Genomic DNA, 16,352 nt, shown 5'->3' with positions numbered 1-16,352 from the left:
TGTTTAACTAATTAATACTTCTTTGAAATTTTTGGGTAGTGATATAGTGTAAGTATTATCCAATAGTTCAATTTGATTTGTGATGTCGTTTCCATCAACCATTAGCATTTTTGGCTTAGAATCAAAACCATGAAATACAGTTCTGTATTTCTTGTAAACCGATTCAAAGTTACCCTGCATCTTTTGTCTTATGATATATGCAGATAGTGATTTTATTGTTATTATTTTTTTAACTGATTGTTCTCCATCTTTATATTCCAGTCCGTCTCCGGCATCTTCATACAGAATAGAAGTGTTTTCATCGTCATCAGCATAGATATGTAAGGTGAGTTCATCAAATTCAAATTCATCCGTATATTGCATTTTGGGTTGGAACGGTAGCACTGCACCTGCTTTTACAAAAAGCGGAATCTGATTCAATGGTGTTTCAACTTCTATTTCTGTTTTCCCTTTATATTTTTTATCAGTCCAGTAACAGTACCAATCTCCTTCCGGCAGATAGACTTTTCGGTTTTTAGCACCAGCTTCCGATACAGGTATTACCAGTATATTATCACCAAGCATAAATTCTTCTTCTCTAAAATACGACTCAGGATCGTCTTGTGCTATCAGATTGAGAGAGCGAATCATAGGAGTACCCCTTGTAGCATATTGCCAAAAAGTAGTATAGATATATGGCATCAGCTCATAGCGCATTTCAATAAACTTACGTACTATATTGGTATATTCTTCCTCAAACATCCATGGTTCTTTGTCGCCATGATCTCCCGAAGAATGTGTCCTGAAAAATGGGTGAAACACAGCCATCTGTATCCATCGGGTATATAACTCTCCATCAGGAGAACCTATAAAACCACCAACATCAGAACCCACGAATGACACACCGGAAGCACTAAGTCTCTGGCACTGAATGTTCGCAATTTTCAAATGCTCCCATGTGGCCATGTTGTCTCCTGTCCAGACTGAAGCAAATCTTTGCACACCTGCATAAGCAGAACGGGTTATGGTAAATGCCCTTTTGTTATCCAGATACAGATTTTGTCCATCGCAAGTAGCTTGTGCCATCAATGATCCATAGACATTGTGTACTTTTCTATGTGTACATGGATGGCCATCGTAATCGTGGCGCGCATCAAATGGGAAAGATCCGTCTTCGAATACTGCAGGTTCGTTCATGTCGTTCCAAACTCCGGCAACACCATCACTGATCAATCCTTTGTATAGGGTAGCCCACCATTCCCTGGCTTTTGGGTTGGTGAAATCCGGGAAATGACATTCGCCCGGCCACACACTTCCTTTGAGCAAAGGGCCATCTCCACGAGTACAGAAATATCCGTTTTTCACGCCTTGCTGATATACAGAGTAGTTTTTGTCAATTTTTATTCCCGGATCGATGATCACTATGGATTTGAAGCCTTGTTGTCTAAGGTCTCCGATCATTTTCTTAGGATTAGGAAATCTCTTTTTATCCCAGGTAAAGCACCTGAAACCGTCCATGTAGTCAATATCCAAATGAATCACATCACATGGGATTTTTCTGTCACGAAATTCTTTTGCGAGATTTCTTACGGTTGATTCAGGATAGTAGCTCCACTTACTCTGATGGTATCCCAAAGCCCATTTTGGAGGCATTTGGGACTTTCCTGTCAGGTAAGTATATTTTTCACATACATCCACAAGCTTAGGGCCATTTATAAAGTAGTAGCGCATTTCACCACCTTGAGCCCAAAAACTGCAAGCACTCTTTCTTTCTTTTCCAAAATCAAAGAAGCTACGAAAAGTATTGTCAAGGAAAATTCCGTAACTTGTATCTTTATATAAATTCAGATAAAAAGGAATGTTTTTATATACAGGATCCGTTTCATTGCCATAACCGTAGCAATCTGTTCCCCAAAGCTCCCTCCTTGACCCAAGTAAATTGAGGTTTCCTGTTTTATCGCCAAGACCAAAGAAGTTTTCTCCTTTTTTTAATTTTTTGGTAGTGATCACAACATTACCACCAAATACTTTTTCATCCTGCCAGTGATACCCTTTTTCATCTTCTACCAGAATGACATCTTTGGTGTCACATATTTTAGTTTTTAAAGAATCCTTATAGATATAACATTTTAAAGTTTTAGTCACTACTTTAAAATGATCTTTGGTTTCCTTAAACTTGGAAGTAACACCTTCAAACTTTTTATCCGGATCAAGTCCATAAGAAAAATCATCTTCAAAGTATCCAAAATTTCCGTATCTGAATTTTAGGATGTCCTCTGTTACAACAGTTAATTCAAGTGAAGTGTTTTCACTATGAAAGATATAGCTGTTACCTACTTTTTCCCAATTTACATAAGCTCCGGGAAATTGATCTCTGGTATCTTGCTTACCGAATTTTTCTATATAATTCCCACTGAAATCTACTTCCTTCTCAGGTTTCTCGATTTCTGTGGTAGTATCATTTTCTAATGCCATGTTGTTTTTATTATTTAAGCTACAAATTTAGTAGAAATGCTTGTGATTTGCATTTTAATTGAGAATTCCATAAAAAAGTAAGAAAAATTTACAACCATTTCAATTTTCTTATTTACAACTAAAAAAATGTCATAATTCCCTTTTTAAATTATGTCCAATTTTTCATTTTGGTAATAATATGTATCCTTATTGTCCATAATAAGTAATCAATTTTACTTTCAGGTTTTTTTACTGCGAATTATATCATAAATTCGACAGCTAAAGTTTAACTCTTATAAACTACTATTTAACTATGGGAAAGGATTCAGTAACCTATGACGCAATCGTCATTGGAAGTGGAATAAGCGGAGGATGGGCCGCCAAGGAATTGTGTGAAAAAGGCCTCAAAACACTGGTATTGGAACGGGGACGCAATGTAGAGCATGTCAAAGATTACCACACCATGAATATGGATCCCTGGGATTTTGAGCACAGGGGACAAGCTACTAAAGCAGATTTATTAAGACAACCTAAGCAAGCGAGGACGGGATATACAACCAGGCCAGAACACAATCACTGGTTTGTGGATGATATAGATCATCCCTACAACGAAGTGGAAGGCAAGAGATTTGACTGGATGCGGGGATATCATGTAGGAGGTAGGTCTATTACCTGGGGAAAGCAAAGTTATCGATTGACTGATCTTGATTTTGAAGCAAACTTGAAGGATGGAATAGCAGTAGATTGGCCAGTCAGATACAAAGACATTGCTCCCTGGTACGACTATGTAGAGCAACATATAGGAGTTAGTGGTCAAAATCTGGGATCAAGATTACCCCATTTTCCCGACGGTAAATACCTGCCGCCAATGGAGTTGAATTGTGTGGAAAAGCACTTACAGAGTAGTATTGACAAGAATTTTACTGATCGTTTACTTACCATTGGCAGAGTAGCACATCTTACCGGAGACAAAAACTTCAAAGGTCGGGGGAAATGCCAGTTTAGAAACCGATGCATGCGCGGATGCCCCTATGGTGGGTATTTTAGTAGTTTGTCATCTACCTTGCCTTATGCTGTTGATACTGGAAACATGACCATGCGTCCTTATTCTATTGTGCATTCGTTGATTTATGACGATAAAATAGGAAAAGCCACCGGGGTTAGGGTGATAGATGCAGAAACTAAAGAAGAATTCGAATATTTTGCCAAAGTAATATTTAGTTGTGCTTCTACAGTAGCCTCTACCTCCATCTTGCTCAATTCAAAATCGGACAGATTTCCTAATGGTATGGGCAATGATTCGGGAGAACTTGGTCACAATATGATGGATCATCACCTGGGAGTAGGTGCATCAGCGAGCGTCGAAGGTTTTGAAGATAAGTATTACACTGGTCGAAGGCCAAATGGATTTTACATTCCAAGGTTTAGAAACCTTCCAGGGCAAGCTGATAGCAACCAAGATTTTATCCGTGGTTATGGATATCAGGGAGGTGCCAGCAGAGAAAACTGGATGAGAAGTATCAAAGAGATGTCGATAGGTTTGGGGCTAAAAGAAGAGCTTGCCAAACCAGGACCATGGAGAGTAGGCATGGGGGGATTTGGTGAGATTCTGCCCAACCATGACAACAAGATGTACCTGGACGAAACAAAGAAAGACAAATGGGGCTTGCCTACTGTTACTTTCGATACCGAACTGAAGGAAAATGAGTTGAAGATGAGGAAAGATATGAAAGAAAGTGCCATAGAAATGTTGTCTTCTGCCGGATATAAGGATGTGCAGGGATATGATAAAGAAACAGGAATAGGTCTTGGTATTCACGAAATGGGAACTGCAAGGATGGGTAGAGATCCTAAAACCTCCGTATTGAACGGATACAATCAGGTGCATGCCGTTCCCAATGTATTTGTAACGGATGGGTCTTTTATGACTTCCGCAGCATGTCACAATCCTTCGCTGGGATATATGGCATTCACTGCCAGAGCGGCAAATTATGCAGTTGATCAATTGAAAAAGAAAAAATTGTAAAAAGATGGATAGAAGAAAAGCATTAAAGTCGATCACACTTTCTACAGGGATAGTTATTTCATCAGGCACACTGATGACTTTGTTACAGTCATGTCAGGAAAAAGACAGCATTACCTGGGTGCCGAAGTTTTTGAGTGAGCAGGAAGCCATTACGATTAGTGAATTGTCTAACATTATTTTGCCATCGGACGAAATGCCGGGGGCACTTGATGTGGGAGTGCCTCAGGTAATAGACCTTATGATGAAAGACGTTTTTGAAGACAAAGACAATGATAAATACAGAAAAGGGTTGAAGGCATTTTCGAGTCAATTCAAAAAAGAAAATGGTGTAGAGTTTCACGAGGGGAGTCAGGAAAAACAGCAGGCATTTGTAGAAAAGCTATACAATCTTTCGGAGGATGAAACAGATGAAGTATTGAGCCTGGTTAGAAAATCCAGTGCTCCTTCAGGACAGGAAGACAAGTATTTCATGTATAGCTTTTTGGTTGATCACCGTAAGCTTACCATCAACTTCTATTTCACCTCTGAAAAAGTTGGTGAAGAAATATTGAGTTATGACCCTGTGCCCGGGCGACAAGAAGGGTGCGTTCCTGTGGAACAAGTTGGAAATGTTTGGTCTTTATAAAAATCAGAAAAACATGAATTTATTAAATCGTTGGGCTTCATTGTTGGTAGTCCTTATTATGGTGTCGTGCAGTAGTAAGCCTGCATCAGAAAAAGCACCTGTAGCAAAACAAACCGTGAAAGCTACTATAGTATCAGGAGACAATCTGCTGAGTACGGAAGAAAGAAATAACGGGTGGATGCTCTTGTTTGATGGCAAAGCTGCTGATGGATGGAGAGGATTCAATAAGGACCACTTTCCTAAAAACTGGGAAGTTGTTGACGGTACGCTCCACATGAAAGGAAAAGACCTGACCGAAGAGGAAAAGGCTGACCGTGCCGATCTGATCTATGACAAGGAATTCGAAAATTTCATTTTCAGACTGGAATGGAAAATATCAGAAGGGGGCAACTCCGGCATATTTTACCTGGGAAAAGAAGGAATGGATAAAATATACAAAACCGCTCCTGAAATGCAGGTACTGGATAACAACAAGCACCCTGATGCGAAAAAAGGGAAAGATGGCAACAGAAAGGCTGGTTCTCTGTATGATTTGATTCCTGCTGATCCTCAAAATGTAAGACCTGTGGGAGAATGGAACGAAGTGGAAATCACCATCAACAACAGAGAAGTAACACACAAACAAAATGGTGTGGTAGTAGTGAAATACACTTTGGACAGCCCTGAGTGGAAGGAAATGGTAGCAGTAAGCAAGTTTCCAAAGTTAAATCCCGACTGGGCCAATGTACCTACTAAGGGCGTGATCGGCCTGCAAGACCATGACGACCATGTATGGTTCCGCAACTTGCGCATCAAAGAATTATAATAAAGAGGCTGTCCGTCTATTGAGACAGCCTCTATTTTTTACATAGTTAAAGGGACTCTTCAGTGGTTAATCATCTTTTTAGAGAAAGGGGTTCTTAATATTCAAACATATAGGATAATAGGAATAAATAACCTAATTTGAAAGATGGATAAATCGTACGGTTCGTTGTACTTCATGTGTTTGGGCATTTGATCAATGTATTTTATATTAATTTGTCTCCTATGATGAGAGAATAATGTTTTGTAAATTCGCATTAATGAATTCTTTGACTAAAATTTATAGTTCGAATCAACTTAGAGATTACTCATCTCTTTTCTCGAGAAGCACTGTCTTGGAGTGGTTGAGGGGAGATTTGTCATCCATAGATTTCAAGGTAAATCGTTATGATCAAATTTGGCTTTCGAAGGGAAGGAAAAGATATTTGGATTACCTGAAATATGTCTATAATATATTAGAAAACAATTATCAGAACGAGTACATACTTAAAAATTCCTTTTTAAACGATTGGCTGATAAAAGAACTTGGAGAAAGCCAGTCACAAGTCTTTAGCGAATTTAAAGTAGGCAATGCAATTGCAGATTTAGTAATGTTTAATGGAGTGTCTAAAGTATTTGAAATCAAAACCGAAATGGACTCTGATAAACGGCTTAACACTCAATTAGAACAATATCGAAAAGCATTTAACCAAATATATCTTATCATACCTACCTCAAAATTACGTTTATATCTAAAGTATGATAAGAGCATTGGAATAATAACTTTTGACAATAATAAGAGTGAAAGGTTTGATCTGAAAAGAAAAGCAATCAATAATGCTGTTGTTGAACCAAGGACATTAATGCATGTCTTTCATTCCAAGGAATACAAAGAAGTTGTAAAGAAATTCTTTGGTAAAATGCCAAAAATGACAAGTTTTAATCAATTTTCTATTTGCAGTGGGTTGATTGAGGATATACCAAATAATAAATTGAATGAGCTCTTCATTGCCCAAATGAAGAAACGAGGTAATAAAAATGTATTATCAAAGAAAAATCATTCAGAATTTAATCAACTCAGCTTAGCACTTAAAATGAATAGTCAAAACCGTAAACAATTCTTTTCTATTTTAAAATCTCCACTAATTAGCTAATAAAAATAATGTATTATCCCCTTCTTCGAGCTCGCCAATTTGAACTAATCTCCTTGCGTGAATTAACAATAGAAGGGGAGATTCAGGGTGTTGTTATCCCAATATTAGAGCCGGTTAAAGAAACACATAATAATCTTAATCTTGCTTTTGAAGTTTTTCGAGAGGGTGGGCAGACTTCTTATCTAGTACTGAATCCGGCTGATGGTGAAGTGACAGGTGATGGAACTCATTATCTCGAATATCTTGATTCATTAGAGCAAGGCACTTTTATACCTGCATTTCGTTACAAATCAAATGGGGAGTATATCAGCCAGTGTATTCAAGATTACAATCTTCGTGATTGTATGCTTATTTGTCAAAATGATGTTAATGTAAGTGATTCTGATTTTACTGATTTAGCAGAGTTGGATTCAGTAGTAGCTTTTAATGTCGAAGATCCTGGAAGAAATAGATCTTTAAGTAGATACCTTAAGACTTTAAATAAGAATTTCATAAGATTAGATGATCCATTCGAAAGGCAAATAAGAAATAGTGATTTTTTGTCTATTGTTGAACATCCATTTTCTGAAGAGCATCTTTATTTTGAAGAAGACAATTTCAATGGTTTTTCGGACTATACAGTTTTGCCAAGCGATTATATTGAGGGAGGAAGTGCACCTAGGGCTGTTGTTATACATTTAACATACCTCAATGGACAGAATCAAATTTGGATACGTCATTTTACATCAACTACAAACGACTCCATTGCAAACGTTCAAGGAAAGTTTGCTGAAGCTGCTGAAAAGGCTGTGAATTATTGTCGTCACAACGGCTTAACCAACTCTGCTTTGGAGGAACTTTTTGACAATTTTGATAAACAACATTACCCTGGATTAGGCACTGTTAAGAAAATTTCGATCAAAAACCATGTATTAATTGTGGCTGAATATTTGAAAAACAGATAAGTTATGTTGGTCTGTAAGAACTGCTTTTCAGATGAAGAATTAGAATTAATAGGTTTTATACAATCTTCAGGTAAAAAAGGTGATTGTGAAGTATGTAACTCCAGAGGTGTTTCAACTTTAGAATTAGAAGAACTCCTTGATTTTTTTCAAGAGCTGCTTAATAATTTCCAACTATCTAAAAATGGGACTTCATTAAAATCAAAAATACAAGAGAATTGGAATTTTTTCTCATCACCCCAGAATGCCTCTAAAATTTTAAATAAGGTTGCACAGAACTTAAATTCGGAAATTACGAGTGCTGATGATTTGGTTGATTACACCGAAGATATTATTCAAAACGGTTCATATTGGGATACATTAAAAGAAAGTATTAAATGGGAAAGAAGATATGTTCAAGATATTGATTTTTTAACTATGGAATTAGGGTGGGATGAGTTTTTCAATACACAATACGAATTGGACTCAACGACAAAACTGTTTCGCGCACGTGTTCATCATGAAAGTGGAATGAAGCCATATATTTCAGAGAATATGATGTGCCCCGAGCCAAAATTGGCAAGTGGTGGACGTGCTAACCCTTCTGGAATTCCGTTTCTATATTTAAGTGATAATACAGAAACAGTACTTTATGAGGTTAGAGCTTCATACTTAGATGAATTAAGCATTGGCGAATTTCAATTAAAAAAGGAATTTGATAAAGTAAAAATTGTTGACTTTACTGAAGATACTATGCTATATCAATCAGGGAGAATAAATTCCACGATTAAAGCGAGACTACTAAGAGATAAGGTTAGTTTGGAGCTATCAAAACCCATGAGACGCTACGATACGGATATTGAATATATTCCAACACAATTTATTTGTGAATTTATTAAAACATTTACAGGTGCGAATGGTATCAGATTTCGTAGTTCCTTGCATCCAAAAGGAAATAATATTGTCATGTTTGATCAAGCAATAATGGAATGTACTAAAGTAATTCTTAAGAAAATTAGTAAACTGAATTTGGGTTCAACTGAAATCAAATAGTATGACCAGTTGTTTATAGCATAGCAATCTCACAATCTGAATTTAGCCTTTTCGACGCAATGCGTGACAGCACAATTTCCATATCGGGTTTTATATTCTGCTCTCAATCGTTTAAGCAGTACCTCAAATAAATATACCTGATCAGGTATAAATAGAGTAAAATCTGTTGTTTTATACCCGTTGAGGTATAATTAATATTTCATACTATAGTATTATACCCGAAAAGGTATATTTACAAATAAATTTTATACATTTATACCCGAAAAGGTATAAATGATATGAATAAGCTAAGTCTTTTTGTCAAAAACAAAAGAAAGGCTCTGGGCTTGACCCAAGAGGATCTGTCTTTTAAAGCCGGTGTTGGTTTAAGGTTCGTCAGAGACCTTGAACAAGGAAAACCAAGCTTGCAAACGGATAAAGTAAATCAGGTACTATCACTATTTGGTCATGAACTTGGCCCTATACCATCAGAGAGACATGAAGCAAGCTAAAGTATATATGTACGACAGGATAGCAGGTCTGTTGACCGAAGATGAAGATGGATATCATTTTCAGTACGACTCATCTTACCTTGCAAGCAATGAAGCAGAGCCTGTTAGCCTGACCCTGCCACTAACAGACAAGGAATACGAAAGCATGACTATGTTTCCATTTTTTGATGGGTTGATACCGGAAGGCTGGTTATTGGATATTGCTCAGAAAAACTGGAAATTGAATCCACGAGACAGAATGGATGTTTTGCTCAAAACATGCCATGATTGTATAGGTGCTGTATCAATACAAGCTATTTAAAAAGATGGAAAACAAATGCCTGTACTGTTACAAAAAAATTGATTCGGGAGAATTAATGACACCTGCCGGAAAGGAAGGATATCACTCACGATGTAGCAAGAAGTTTTTTGGAACGTTGGCTCCACCAAAATTAGAGTTTACCCAAGAGCAAATGCTGGAATTGGCAGAGCAGGTAGTTAAAAGTCAAAAAACTGTTACAGGAGTACAACCTAAACTGTCACTTGGATTAGAGAAAGGATCTGACATTCCAGAACGATTCGCAATCGTTGGGCTGTGGGGAGAATACATCTTGAAACCTCAAACCGAAATGTACCCAAATCTTCCGGAGAATGAGGATTTGACCATGCATCTGGCTGAGATGAGTAAGATTAAAACTGTTGATCATTCACTTATCAGGTTGAAATCCGGACAATTGGCTTACATCACAAAAAGAATTGACCGGAAGAATGGCAATAAGATACACATGGAAGACATGTGCCAGTTGACAGAAAGACTGACAGAGCATAAATACAAAGGCTCTTATGAGCAAATCGGGAAAGCAATAAGAAGGTATTCTGCAAACCCAGGGCTTGATTTGACTGATTTTTACGAGCTGGTTCTTTTTAGTTTTTTAACCGGCAACAACGACATGCATTTGAAAAATTTTTCACTTATCAGGATGGACTCGGACTATTCTTTGTGTCCGGCTTATGACCTGGTAGCATCCGAATTGGTTGTGGAGGGTGACGATGAAGATTTGGCACTTACTTTAAATGGGAGGAAGAAAAAGATAGTAAGAAATGATTTTGAAACGGCTATGAAAGGTTCGGGATTGGATCAAAAAGTAACAGATAATATTTTTAAGAAATACAAAAAGCTATTCCCAAAATGGATCAAATTTATTGATGAAAGCTTTTTGCCAAATGCCATGAATGATGGTTATAAAGAACTGATAAAACGAAAAGCAAAACAGATAGGGTTGGAATAAAACGAGCCATATTCTAAAAAGCATAATCCATACTGGTTGAGGCCACAGGTTATTTCCCGTAATATGCAAAAGGTGCCTGGAAGTTTGGGTGAAGCCATTCCATGAGTACAAAACTTTATAACCCTTTCTAAAGACCGCTCAATTAGCTACTAATAGTGATCAAATTGCCTAGTGATAGCGATTGACAACCAGTGAGATACAGCCCATCTTTGTGTCATAGTTAATTGATAAAGTCCTTAGCAGTCTCGGAAAGTAATCCTTGAGCATAGTAATAATTCCTTTTAAAGATCCGAGACCGCTTAAGGCACTACATTATAAGCCAAAACAGAATGGATAATAGATTCAATTATGATAAAGTAATGCAGGAGATGGAGACTGAACTTGCAAAACCAAAGCCCAATAAGAAATTGATATTGAAGATCACCAGAGATTCGCAATGCCCCTATTTACAAAGGAGTATTCTTAACGCACTACAGTGCCATGCCAAATAGAGAAAACAACCAATGATATGAAAAAATGCAAACCAAAAATATTGATCGAAGGAGAATATTTCAGCATATCAAATTGTGGTTGCTGCAAAAGAGTCGGGTTTTATTATAAAAACTTTTTACTTGGATTTACTGACGAACATTTTCATTTGTTCTGTAAGTCGATAAGTCGTATTGATTTTGAAACATGCGCTTCAGGGGTGTCAGGTAGCAGCAAACAGATCGTGGTAAACACCTGTCATCAGGATATTCAACTCGTCTTTTTTCAGGAAGAATTTTACGAGCTAAAGGAGCTTACCCAGCAAGCTAAATTGGTACTGGACGCTTATGGTGTTTTGAATCCTCATTCATAAGAGTACCATTTCTATATCTGGCATGTCCTAAATTGGCTATACTATTACCACAATTAAAATCCTCAAATCAAAGTCTGCTTCTTTGTCGCAAAGAGGTTCTTGTTTTCATCACCTCTGCCTCCGCTGAGGTCGCAAATCTCTCTGATGATGCTAATACCAAATAGGGGCGTGAAGCCGCAGAAAAAAACATGAATATAAGAAAGGAATAATTTTTGCTTGGCAATGTCAAATTCAAGCCAATGTATAAAATAGCTTTTTGCATTTCCATTTCAGCTACTTTCTTTTTGATGTCATGCGTCAACAACCTGGAAAAAGGAGAGGAGGCTTTCAATAATGAAGATTATGGAGATGCCTTGGAGTTCTTCAAAGCCGCCGATAAACTGGATCCTAACAGCTACTATACATTGTACAACATAGCCAGATGCCATGAAGAACTTGGCGATTTTAAAGAAGCGGTTCCGTATTATTCCAAAAGCATAAAACTCAACCCCAAGTTTGTAGAGGGTTTTCTAGGTAGAGCCAGATGCAATATGAAAATGGAAAAATATGAAAGTGTGATAGTAGATGCAGACAATATTTTGGCTCTTGACGAAAGTAATTTTGATGCAAATAGCCTGAAGGGAAAATGTTGTTTTAAGCTGATGCAATTCATGGATGCTACCCATTATTTCAATGAAGCACTAAAAACCAATCCCGATCATTTGAATACCTACTATCATAGGGGTGTGGCAAGAGCATCCTTTGGCGATCAATATGGTGCATTGAAAGACTTTAACTTTTTCATCAATAAAAAAAAGGATTTTGCTCATGCCTACTACAACAGGGGTGTAATTCTTGAGCAAATTGGAAACTTTCCGTTGGCGGTTTCAGATTTTTCCAAGGCCATAGATTTGAATCTGAAAACCTGGGAAATTTTTTATAAAAGAGGAGTTTGCAATTTTCAGATTAAAAATAAAAAAGCAGCTTGCCAGGATTTTAAAAATCTGGCCAATTACGACAAAAAATTGTCGGCGGAGGCTTTGAAAGAGTATTGTTTGTAAAAAGGAACGTAAGGACAATCTCATTTAAAAATTAAACCTCCTTACCGCACTTGTTGCGGTATCTTTTAAAGTCACAGTCAATACTAACAGACCCCAGAACTGTTCTGGGGAGAGTAAGAAATTTTAAATGTGTATGCCCTTTTTGCGTGAGGGATAGAGGCTTTGTTTGAGCCCGAAGTTGGAGTGGGGAAGGCCAGGCGAGTGCCGAAAGCCCGACCCGAAGGGGCACGCCCAACAGACAAATACCACAGCTCTATTTTAGCTCGAATTAATTTTTACCTTTGCAGCCTCTAAAATAAATACAGACCGTTGAAAGGAAGAGACCTATTAAAGCTATTTAAGTCAGAAAGCAATATTATCGGATTGGCGGAAACGGCCAAACCGAACGAACCGAAGAACGTTCAAATTAAAGGTTTGGCGGGTAGCCTGGATGCAATAGTGGCTTCTTCCATATACTCTATCAATCATCAGAACCATATTTTCATTCTGCATGAAAAAGAGGAGGCTGCCTATTTTCACAACGATCTTCAAAATCTATTTGGTGATAAGGAAATATTGTTTTTTCCTTCATCTTATAAAAGGCCGTATGAATTTGAGGAGATTGAGAATGCCAATATTCTGATGCGGGCCGAAATCCTCAATAGGATCAATCATAAAGCGTCTTCAGGGGAATTGATCGTGACCTACCCTGAGGCATTGACTGAAAAAGTAATCAACAAAAAGTCGTTGGTGGCCAATACCTGGACAGCCAGAGTGGGGGAATCGGTGGATATAGAGTTTTTGACGGAGCTGTTTTTGACCTATGGTTTCGTACAGGATGATTTTGTTTATGAACCCGGTCAGTTTGCCATTCGTGGAGGTATTGTTGACATTTATTCTTATGCCGGAGAGCTTCCGGCCAGGATAGAGTTGTTTGGGGATGAAATTGAAAGCATCAGGACTTTTGATCCGGAAACCCAGCTTTCCAACGAAAGCCTGAAAGAGGTAAATATTATTCCGAATGTACAAACTAAACTGCTTGAAGAAAAGCGAGAGTCTTTTTTCGATTTTATTCCAAAGAACTCGAAACTTTGGATCAAAGATTATCAACAAACGCTGGATGTAATAGAAAAATATTATACCCGGGCAAGCGAAAGTTTTCAAACAATTATTGATTCTAGTGGCAATACGGGGATTTTCAAACCGGATTATTTGTTTGAAACGCAGCAATCATTTTCAGACTCCATAGAAAAATATGTGAAGATCGAATTTGGAAACAGGTTTTATTTAAAACCGGATCATGTATTTCAATTTGACACTTCTGCCCAGCCTTCTTTCAATAAAAACTTTGATCTGATTACTCAATCGTTGGAAGATTTTCAGCAGAAGGACTATACCACTATAGTGGCGTCTGAGTCTGAAAAACCGATCAATCAGCTTGAATCTATTTTTGAAAAAATAAATCCATTCATCAAATTTAGCAGTCTTTTTATTGGTTTGAGAGAAGGTTTTATTGACAACCAATCTCGGATTGCTTGTTTTACCGATCACCAACTTTTTGAAAGGTTTCACAGGTATAAGATTCGAAAAAAACATTCCAAATCAAAAGCACTGACCCTCAAGGAACTGAGGACATTATCAACAGGAGATTTTGTGGTGCATATAGATCATGGTATTGGCCGTTTTGCCGGAATGGACACTATCGAAGTGAACGGCAACAAACAGGAAGCCATCAGACTGGTATATAAAGACAATGACTTGCTGTACATCAGTATTCATGCATTACACAAAATTTCCAAATACAGTGGCAAAGATACTGAAGCCCCGATAGTGAATAAGCTTGGATCCCCTGAATGGGAGAACAAAAAGAAAAAGGTTAAGAAGAATGTACAGGACATTGCCAAAGACCTGATTGCTTTGTATGCCAAGAGAAAGGCTGCTCCCGGATTTGCTTTTGAGCCTGACAGTTATCTACAGGCAGAATTGGAAACGTCCTTTATCTATGAAGACACACCCGATCAGGCTTCTGCTTCAGAAAGTGTAAAAGAAGACATGGAAAAACCACATCCAATGGACAGATTGGTTTGTGGAGATGTAGGTTTTGGAAAAACGGAAGTAGCGATCAGAGCGGCATTCAAGGCTGTGGTGAATGGAAAACAAGTGGCAATACTTGTACCTACTACGATTCTTGCCATGCAGCATTACCGTACTTTTAAAGAAAGACTGGCCGGATTTCCTGTGGATATTGATTATGTCAATCGGTTTAGAACCACAAAGGAGATCAAAGATATTTTGGGAAAAGTGAAGGAGAAAAAGCTGGACATACTGATTGGTACGCACCGCATTGCCAATAAAGATGTGCAGTTCAAAGACCTGGGGTTGTTGGTAATTGATGAAGAGCAAAAATTTGGTGTAAAGGTAAAAGACAAGCTCAAAGAGATAAAGGTAAATGTGGATACACTTACCCTGACAGCAACACCCATTCCCAGAACGCTTCATTTTTCTCTGATGGGTGCCAGAGACCTGAGTATAATATCTACACCCCCTCCGAACCGCCAACCAGTTACTACAGAATTGCATGTGTTCAATGAAGAAATCACCCGGGATGCGATCAGTTTTGAACTTCGCAGAGGAGGTCAGGTTTTCTTTGTTCACAACAGGGTTGCGGACATTGACGGCATAGCCAATATTATATACCGCCTTGTGCCAGATGCCAGGATAGGCGTAGCACACGGTCAAATGGATGGAGCTAAACTCGAAAAGACAATGATGAAGTTCATTGAAGGTGAATACGATGTTTTGGTTTCAACCAATATCATTGAGTCAGGATTGGATATTCCCAATGCCAATACCATCATCATCAACAGCGCTCAGAATTTTGGGTTGTCAGACCTCCATCAAATGAGAGGACGGGTAGGTAGATCTAACAAAAAGGCATTTTGTTACCTGTTTACCCCACCGACTTCTAAATTGTCGGCAGATGCCAGAAAAAGGCTGAGCGCATTGGAAGAGTTTTCAGATTTGGGAGATGGCTTCAAGGTGGCTATGAGGGATTTGGACATCAGAGGTGCAGGAAACCTATTGGGTGGTGAGCAAAGTGGATTTATTTCTGATATTGGTTTTGATATGTACCATAAGATTTTGGATGAAGCTATTCAGGATTTGAAAGAAAATGAATACAAAGCCCTTTTTGAGAATGAGTTGGCCAGTCAAACCAAAGCACTCGTCAGAGATTGTATCATTGAAACGGATTTGGAAATCCTGATCCCAGAGGAGTATGTGAAAAACATTACAGAGCGGTTGAGCTTATATACACAAATTGATAATATCAAAGACCAAAAGGAGTTGGATGAATTTATCAGCTCTGTTGAAGACCGCTTTGGTAAATTGCCTGCTGAAGTTCAGGATTTGTTTAAAACCGTACGCCTAAGGTGGTTTGCTATATCGCTTGGTTTTGAAAAGTTGAGCTTAAAGAGTGGCAAGATGAAGTGTAATTTTCTTCCATCTGACAATCAGGAATATTTCAATTCAGACAAATTTGGGAGAATCTTGCAGTACGTTCAGCAGCACAGTAAAACTTGCGGTCTGAAAGAGATAAAAGACAAACTTCTATTGATTATCTCTGGGGTTCATTCCATTGATCGCGGGATTGAAGTGTTGAGCGAGATTGAATGATATTAAAGACACTTCCGGGCTTCACGTCATTGCGAACACAGTGAAGCAATCTGTATGGATGTAAGGA

Annotated in this window: 14 protein-coding genes; 13 read left to right on the top strand and 1 reads right to left on the bottom strand. The window is 38.0% G+C overall.

Annotated elements, in window-relative coordinates; translation table 11 throughout:
* Window positions 1-3: 3 nt before the first annotated feature.
* Window positions 4-2,454, bottom strand: a complete 2,451-nt coding sequence (locus tag AAOP42_RS21375; protein ID WP_349530628.1) for a glycoside hydrolase family 31 protein — start codon at window positions 2,452-2,454, stop codon at window positions 4-6.
* A 292-nt stretch (window positions 2,455-2,746) separates the two neighbouring features.
* Here AAOP42_RS21375 and AAOP42_RS21370 point away from each other — a divergent pair, with 292 nt between their 5' ends.
* The 13 genes from AAOP42_RS21370 to mfd all read left to right on the top strand — a co-directional run bounded on the left by AAOP42_RS21370 (window position 2,747) and on the right by mfd (window position 16,285).
* On the top strand, window positions 2,747-4,459 hold the full coding sequence (locus AAOP42_RS21370) for a GMC oxidoreductase (RefSeq protein WP_349530627.1): 1,713 nt from the start codon (window positions 2,747-2,749) through the stop codon (window positions 4,457-4,459).
* Window positions 4,460-4,463: 4 nt separating this feature from the next.
* Complete coding sequence (locus tag AAOP42_RS21365; RefSeq protein ID WP_349530626.1) at window positions 4,464-5,084, top strand: gluconate 2-dehydrogenase subunit 3 family protein; 621 nt, start codon at window positions 4,464-4,466, stop codon at window positions 5,082-5,084.
* A gap of 13 nt (window positions 5,085-5,097) precedes the next feature.
* Entirely contained in the window at window positions 5,098-5,889 is a 792-nt protein-coding gene (locus AAOP42_RS21360) for a 3-keto-disaccharide hydrolase (protein ID WP_349530625.1), read from the top strand.
* A gap of 256 nt (window positions 5,890-6,145) precedes the next feature.
* A complete protein-coding gene (locus AAOP42_RS21355) occupies window positions 6,146-7,018 on the top strand; it encodes a sce7726 family protein (RefSeq protein ID WP_349530624.1) in 873 nt (290 codons plus the stop codon).
* A gap of 8 nt (window positions 7,019-7,026) precedes the next feature.
* Window positions 7,027-7,962, top strand: coding sequence for a sce7725 family protein (locus AAOP42_RS21350; RefSeq protein ID WP_349530623.1), 936 nt, complete (start codon window positions 7,027-7,029; stop codon window positions 7,960-7,962).
* Between the two features lie 3 nt (window positions 7,963-7,965).
* Window positions 7,966-8,991, top strand: coding sequence for an RES domain-containing protein (locus AAOP42_RS21345; RefSeq protein WP_349530622.1), 1,026 nt, complete (start codon window positions 7,966-7,968; stop codon window positions 8,989-8,991).
* 278 nt (window positions 8,992-9,269) lie between these two features.
* Window positions 9,270-9,482, top strand: coding sequence for a helix-turn-helix transcriptional regulator (locus tag AAOP42_RS21340; RefSeq protein WP_349530621.1), 213 nt, complete (start codon window positions 9,270-9,272; stop codon window positions 9,480-9,482).
* A complete protein-coding gene (locus AAOP42_RS21335; protein WP_349530620.1) occupies window positions 9,469-9,783 on the top strand; it encodes a HipA N-terminal domain-containing protein in 315 nt (104 codons plus the stop codon). The genes AAOP42_RS21340 and AAOP42_RS21335 overlap by 14 nt, the downstream gene beginning before the upstream one ends.
* Before the next feature lie 4 nt (window positions 9,784-9,787).
* The gene (locus AAOP42_RS21330; RefSeq protein WP_349530619.1) at window positions 9,788-10,750 is read left to right on the top strand and encodes a HipA domain-containing protein; all 963 of its coding nucleotides are present in this window, start codon (window positions 9,788-9,790) and stop codon (window positions 10,748-10,750) included.
* A gap of 329 nt (window positions 10,751-11,079) precedes the next feature.
* Window positions 11,080-11,241, top strand: a complete 162-nt coding sequence (locus AAOP42_RS21325; RefSeq protein WP_349530618.1) for a hypothetical protein — start codon at window positions 11,080-11,082, stop codon at window positions 11,239-11,241.
* 17 nt (window positions 11,242-11,258) lie between these two features.
* Window positions 11,259-11,591: a DUF6686 family protein gene (locus tag AAOP42_RS21320; RefSeq protein WP_349530617.1), complete on the top strand. Its 333-nt coding sequence runs from the start codon at window positions 11,259-11,261 to the stop codon at window positions 11,589-11,591.
* A gap of 239 nt (window positions 11,592-11,830) precedes the next feature.
* The gene (locus AAOP42_RS21315) at window positions 11,831-12,631 is read left to right on the top strand and encodes a tetratricopeptide repeat protein (protein WP_349530616.1); all 801 of its coding nucleotides are present in this window, start codon (window positions 11,831-11,833) and stop codon (window positions 12,629-12,631) included.
* A gap of 309 nt (window positions 12,632-12,940) precedes the next feature.
* Window positions 12,941-16,285, top strand: a complete 3,345-nt coding sequence (mfd, locus tag AAOP42_RS21310) for a transcription-repair coupling factor (protein ID WP_349530615.1) — start codon at window positions 12,941-12,943, stop codon at window positions 16,283-16,285.
* Window positions 16,286-16,352: the final 67 nt, after the last annotated feature.

Source organism: Reichenbachiella sp. MALMAid0571 (assembly GCF_040151475.1).
GTDB lineage: Bacteria > Bacteroidota > Bacteroidia > Cytophagales > Cyclobacteriaceae > CAXBNB01.
The sequence above is the reverse complement of the archived record's forward strand: the minus strand, read 5'-3'. Positions and strand labels throughout refer to the sequence as shown.

Excerpts from the sequence above, each read along its gene's own strand:
- AAOP42_RS21375 (WP_349530628.1), bottom strand. The coding sequence starts at position 2,454 with ATGGCATTAGAAAATGATACTACCACAGAAATCGAGAAACCTGAGAAG.
- AAOP42_RS21370 (WP_349530627.1), top strand. The coding sequence starts at position 2,747 with ATGGGAAAGGATTCAGTAACCTATGACGCAATCGTCATTGGAAGTGGA.
- AAOP42_RS21365 (WP_349530626.1), top strand. The coding sequence starts at position 4,464 with ATGGATAGAAGAAAAGCATTAAAGTCGATCACACTTTCTACAGGGATA.
- AAOP42_RS21360 (WP_349530625.1), top strand. The coding sequence starts at position 5,098 with ATGAATTTATTAAATCGTTGGGCTTCATTGTTGGTAGTCCTTATTATG.
- AAOP42_RS21355 (WP_349530624.1), top strand. The coding sequence starts at position 6,146 with ATGAATTCTTTGACTAAAATTTATAGTTCGAATCAACTTAGAGATTAC.
- AAOP42_RS21350 (WP_349530623.1), top strand. The coding sequence starts at position 7,027 with ATGTATTATCCCCTTCTTCGAGCTCGCCAATTTGAACTAATCTCCTTG.
- AAOP42_RS21345 (WP_349530622.1), top strand. The coding sequence starts at position 7,966 with ATGTTGGTCTGTAAGAACTGCTTTTCAGATGAAGAATTAGAATTAATA.
- AAOP42_RS21340 (WP_349530621.1), top strand. The coding sequence starts at position 9,270 with ATGAATAAGCTAAGTCTTTTTGTCAAAAACAAAAGAAAGGCTCTGGGC.
- AAOP42_RS21335 (WP_349530620.1), top strand. The coding sequence starts at position 9,469 with ATGAAGCAAGCTAAAGTATATATGTACGACAGGATAGCAGGTCTGTTG.
- AAOP42_RS21330 (WP_349530619.1), top strand. The coding sequence starts at position 9,788 with ATGGAAAACAAATGCCTGTACTGTTACAAAAAAATTGATTCGGGAGAA.
- AAOP42_RS21325 (WP_349530618.1), top strand. The coding sequence starts at position 11,080 with ATGGATAATAGATTCAATTATGATAAAGTAATGCAGGAGATGGAGACT.
- AAOP42_RS21320 (WP_349530617.1), top strand. The coding sequence starts at position 11,259 with ATGAAAAAATGCAAACCAAAAATATTGATCGAAGGAGAATATTTCAGC.
- AAOP42_RS21315 (WP_349530616.1), top strand. The coding sequence starts at position 11,831 with ATGTATAAAATAGCTTTTTGCATTTCCATTTCAGCTACTTTCTTTTTG.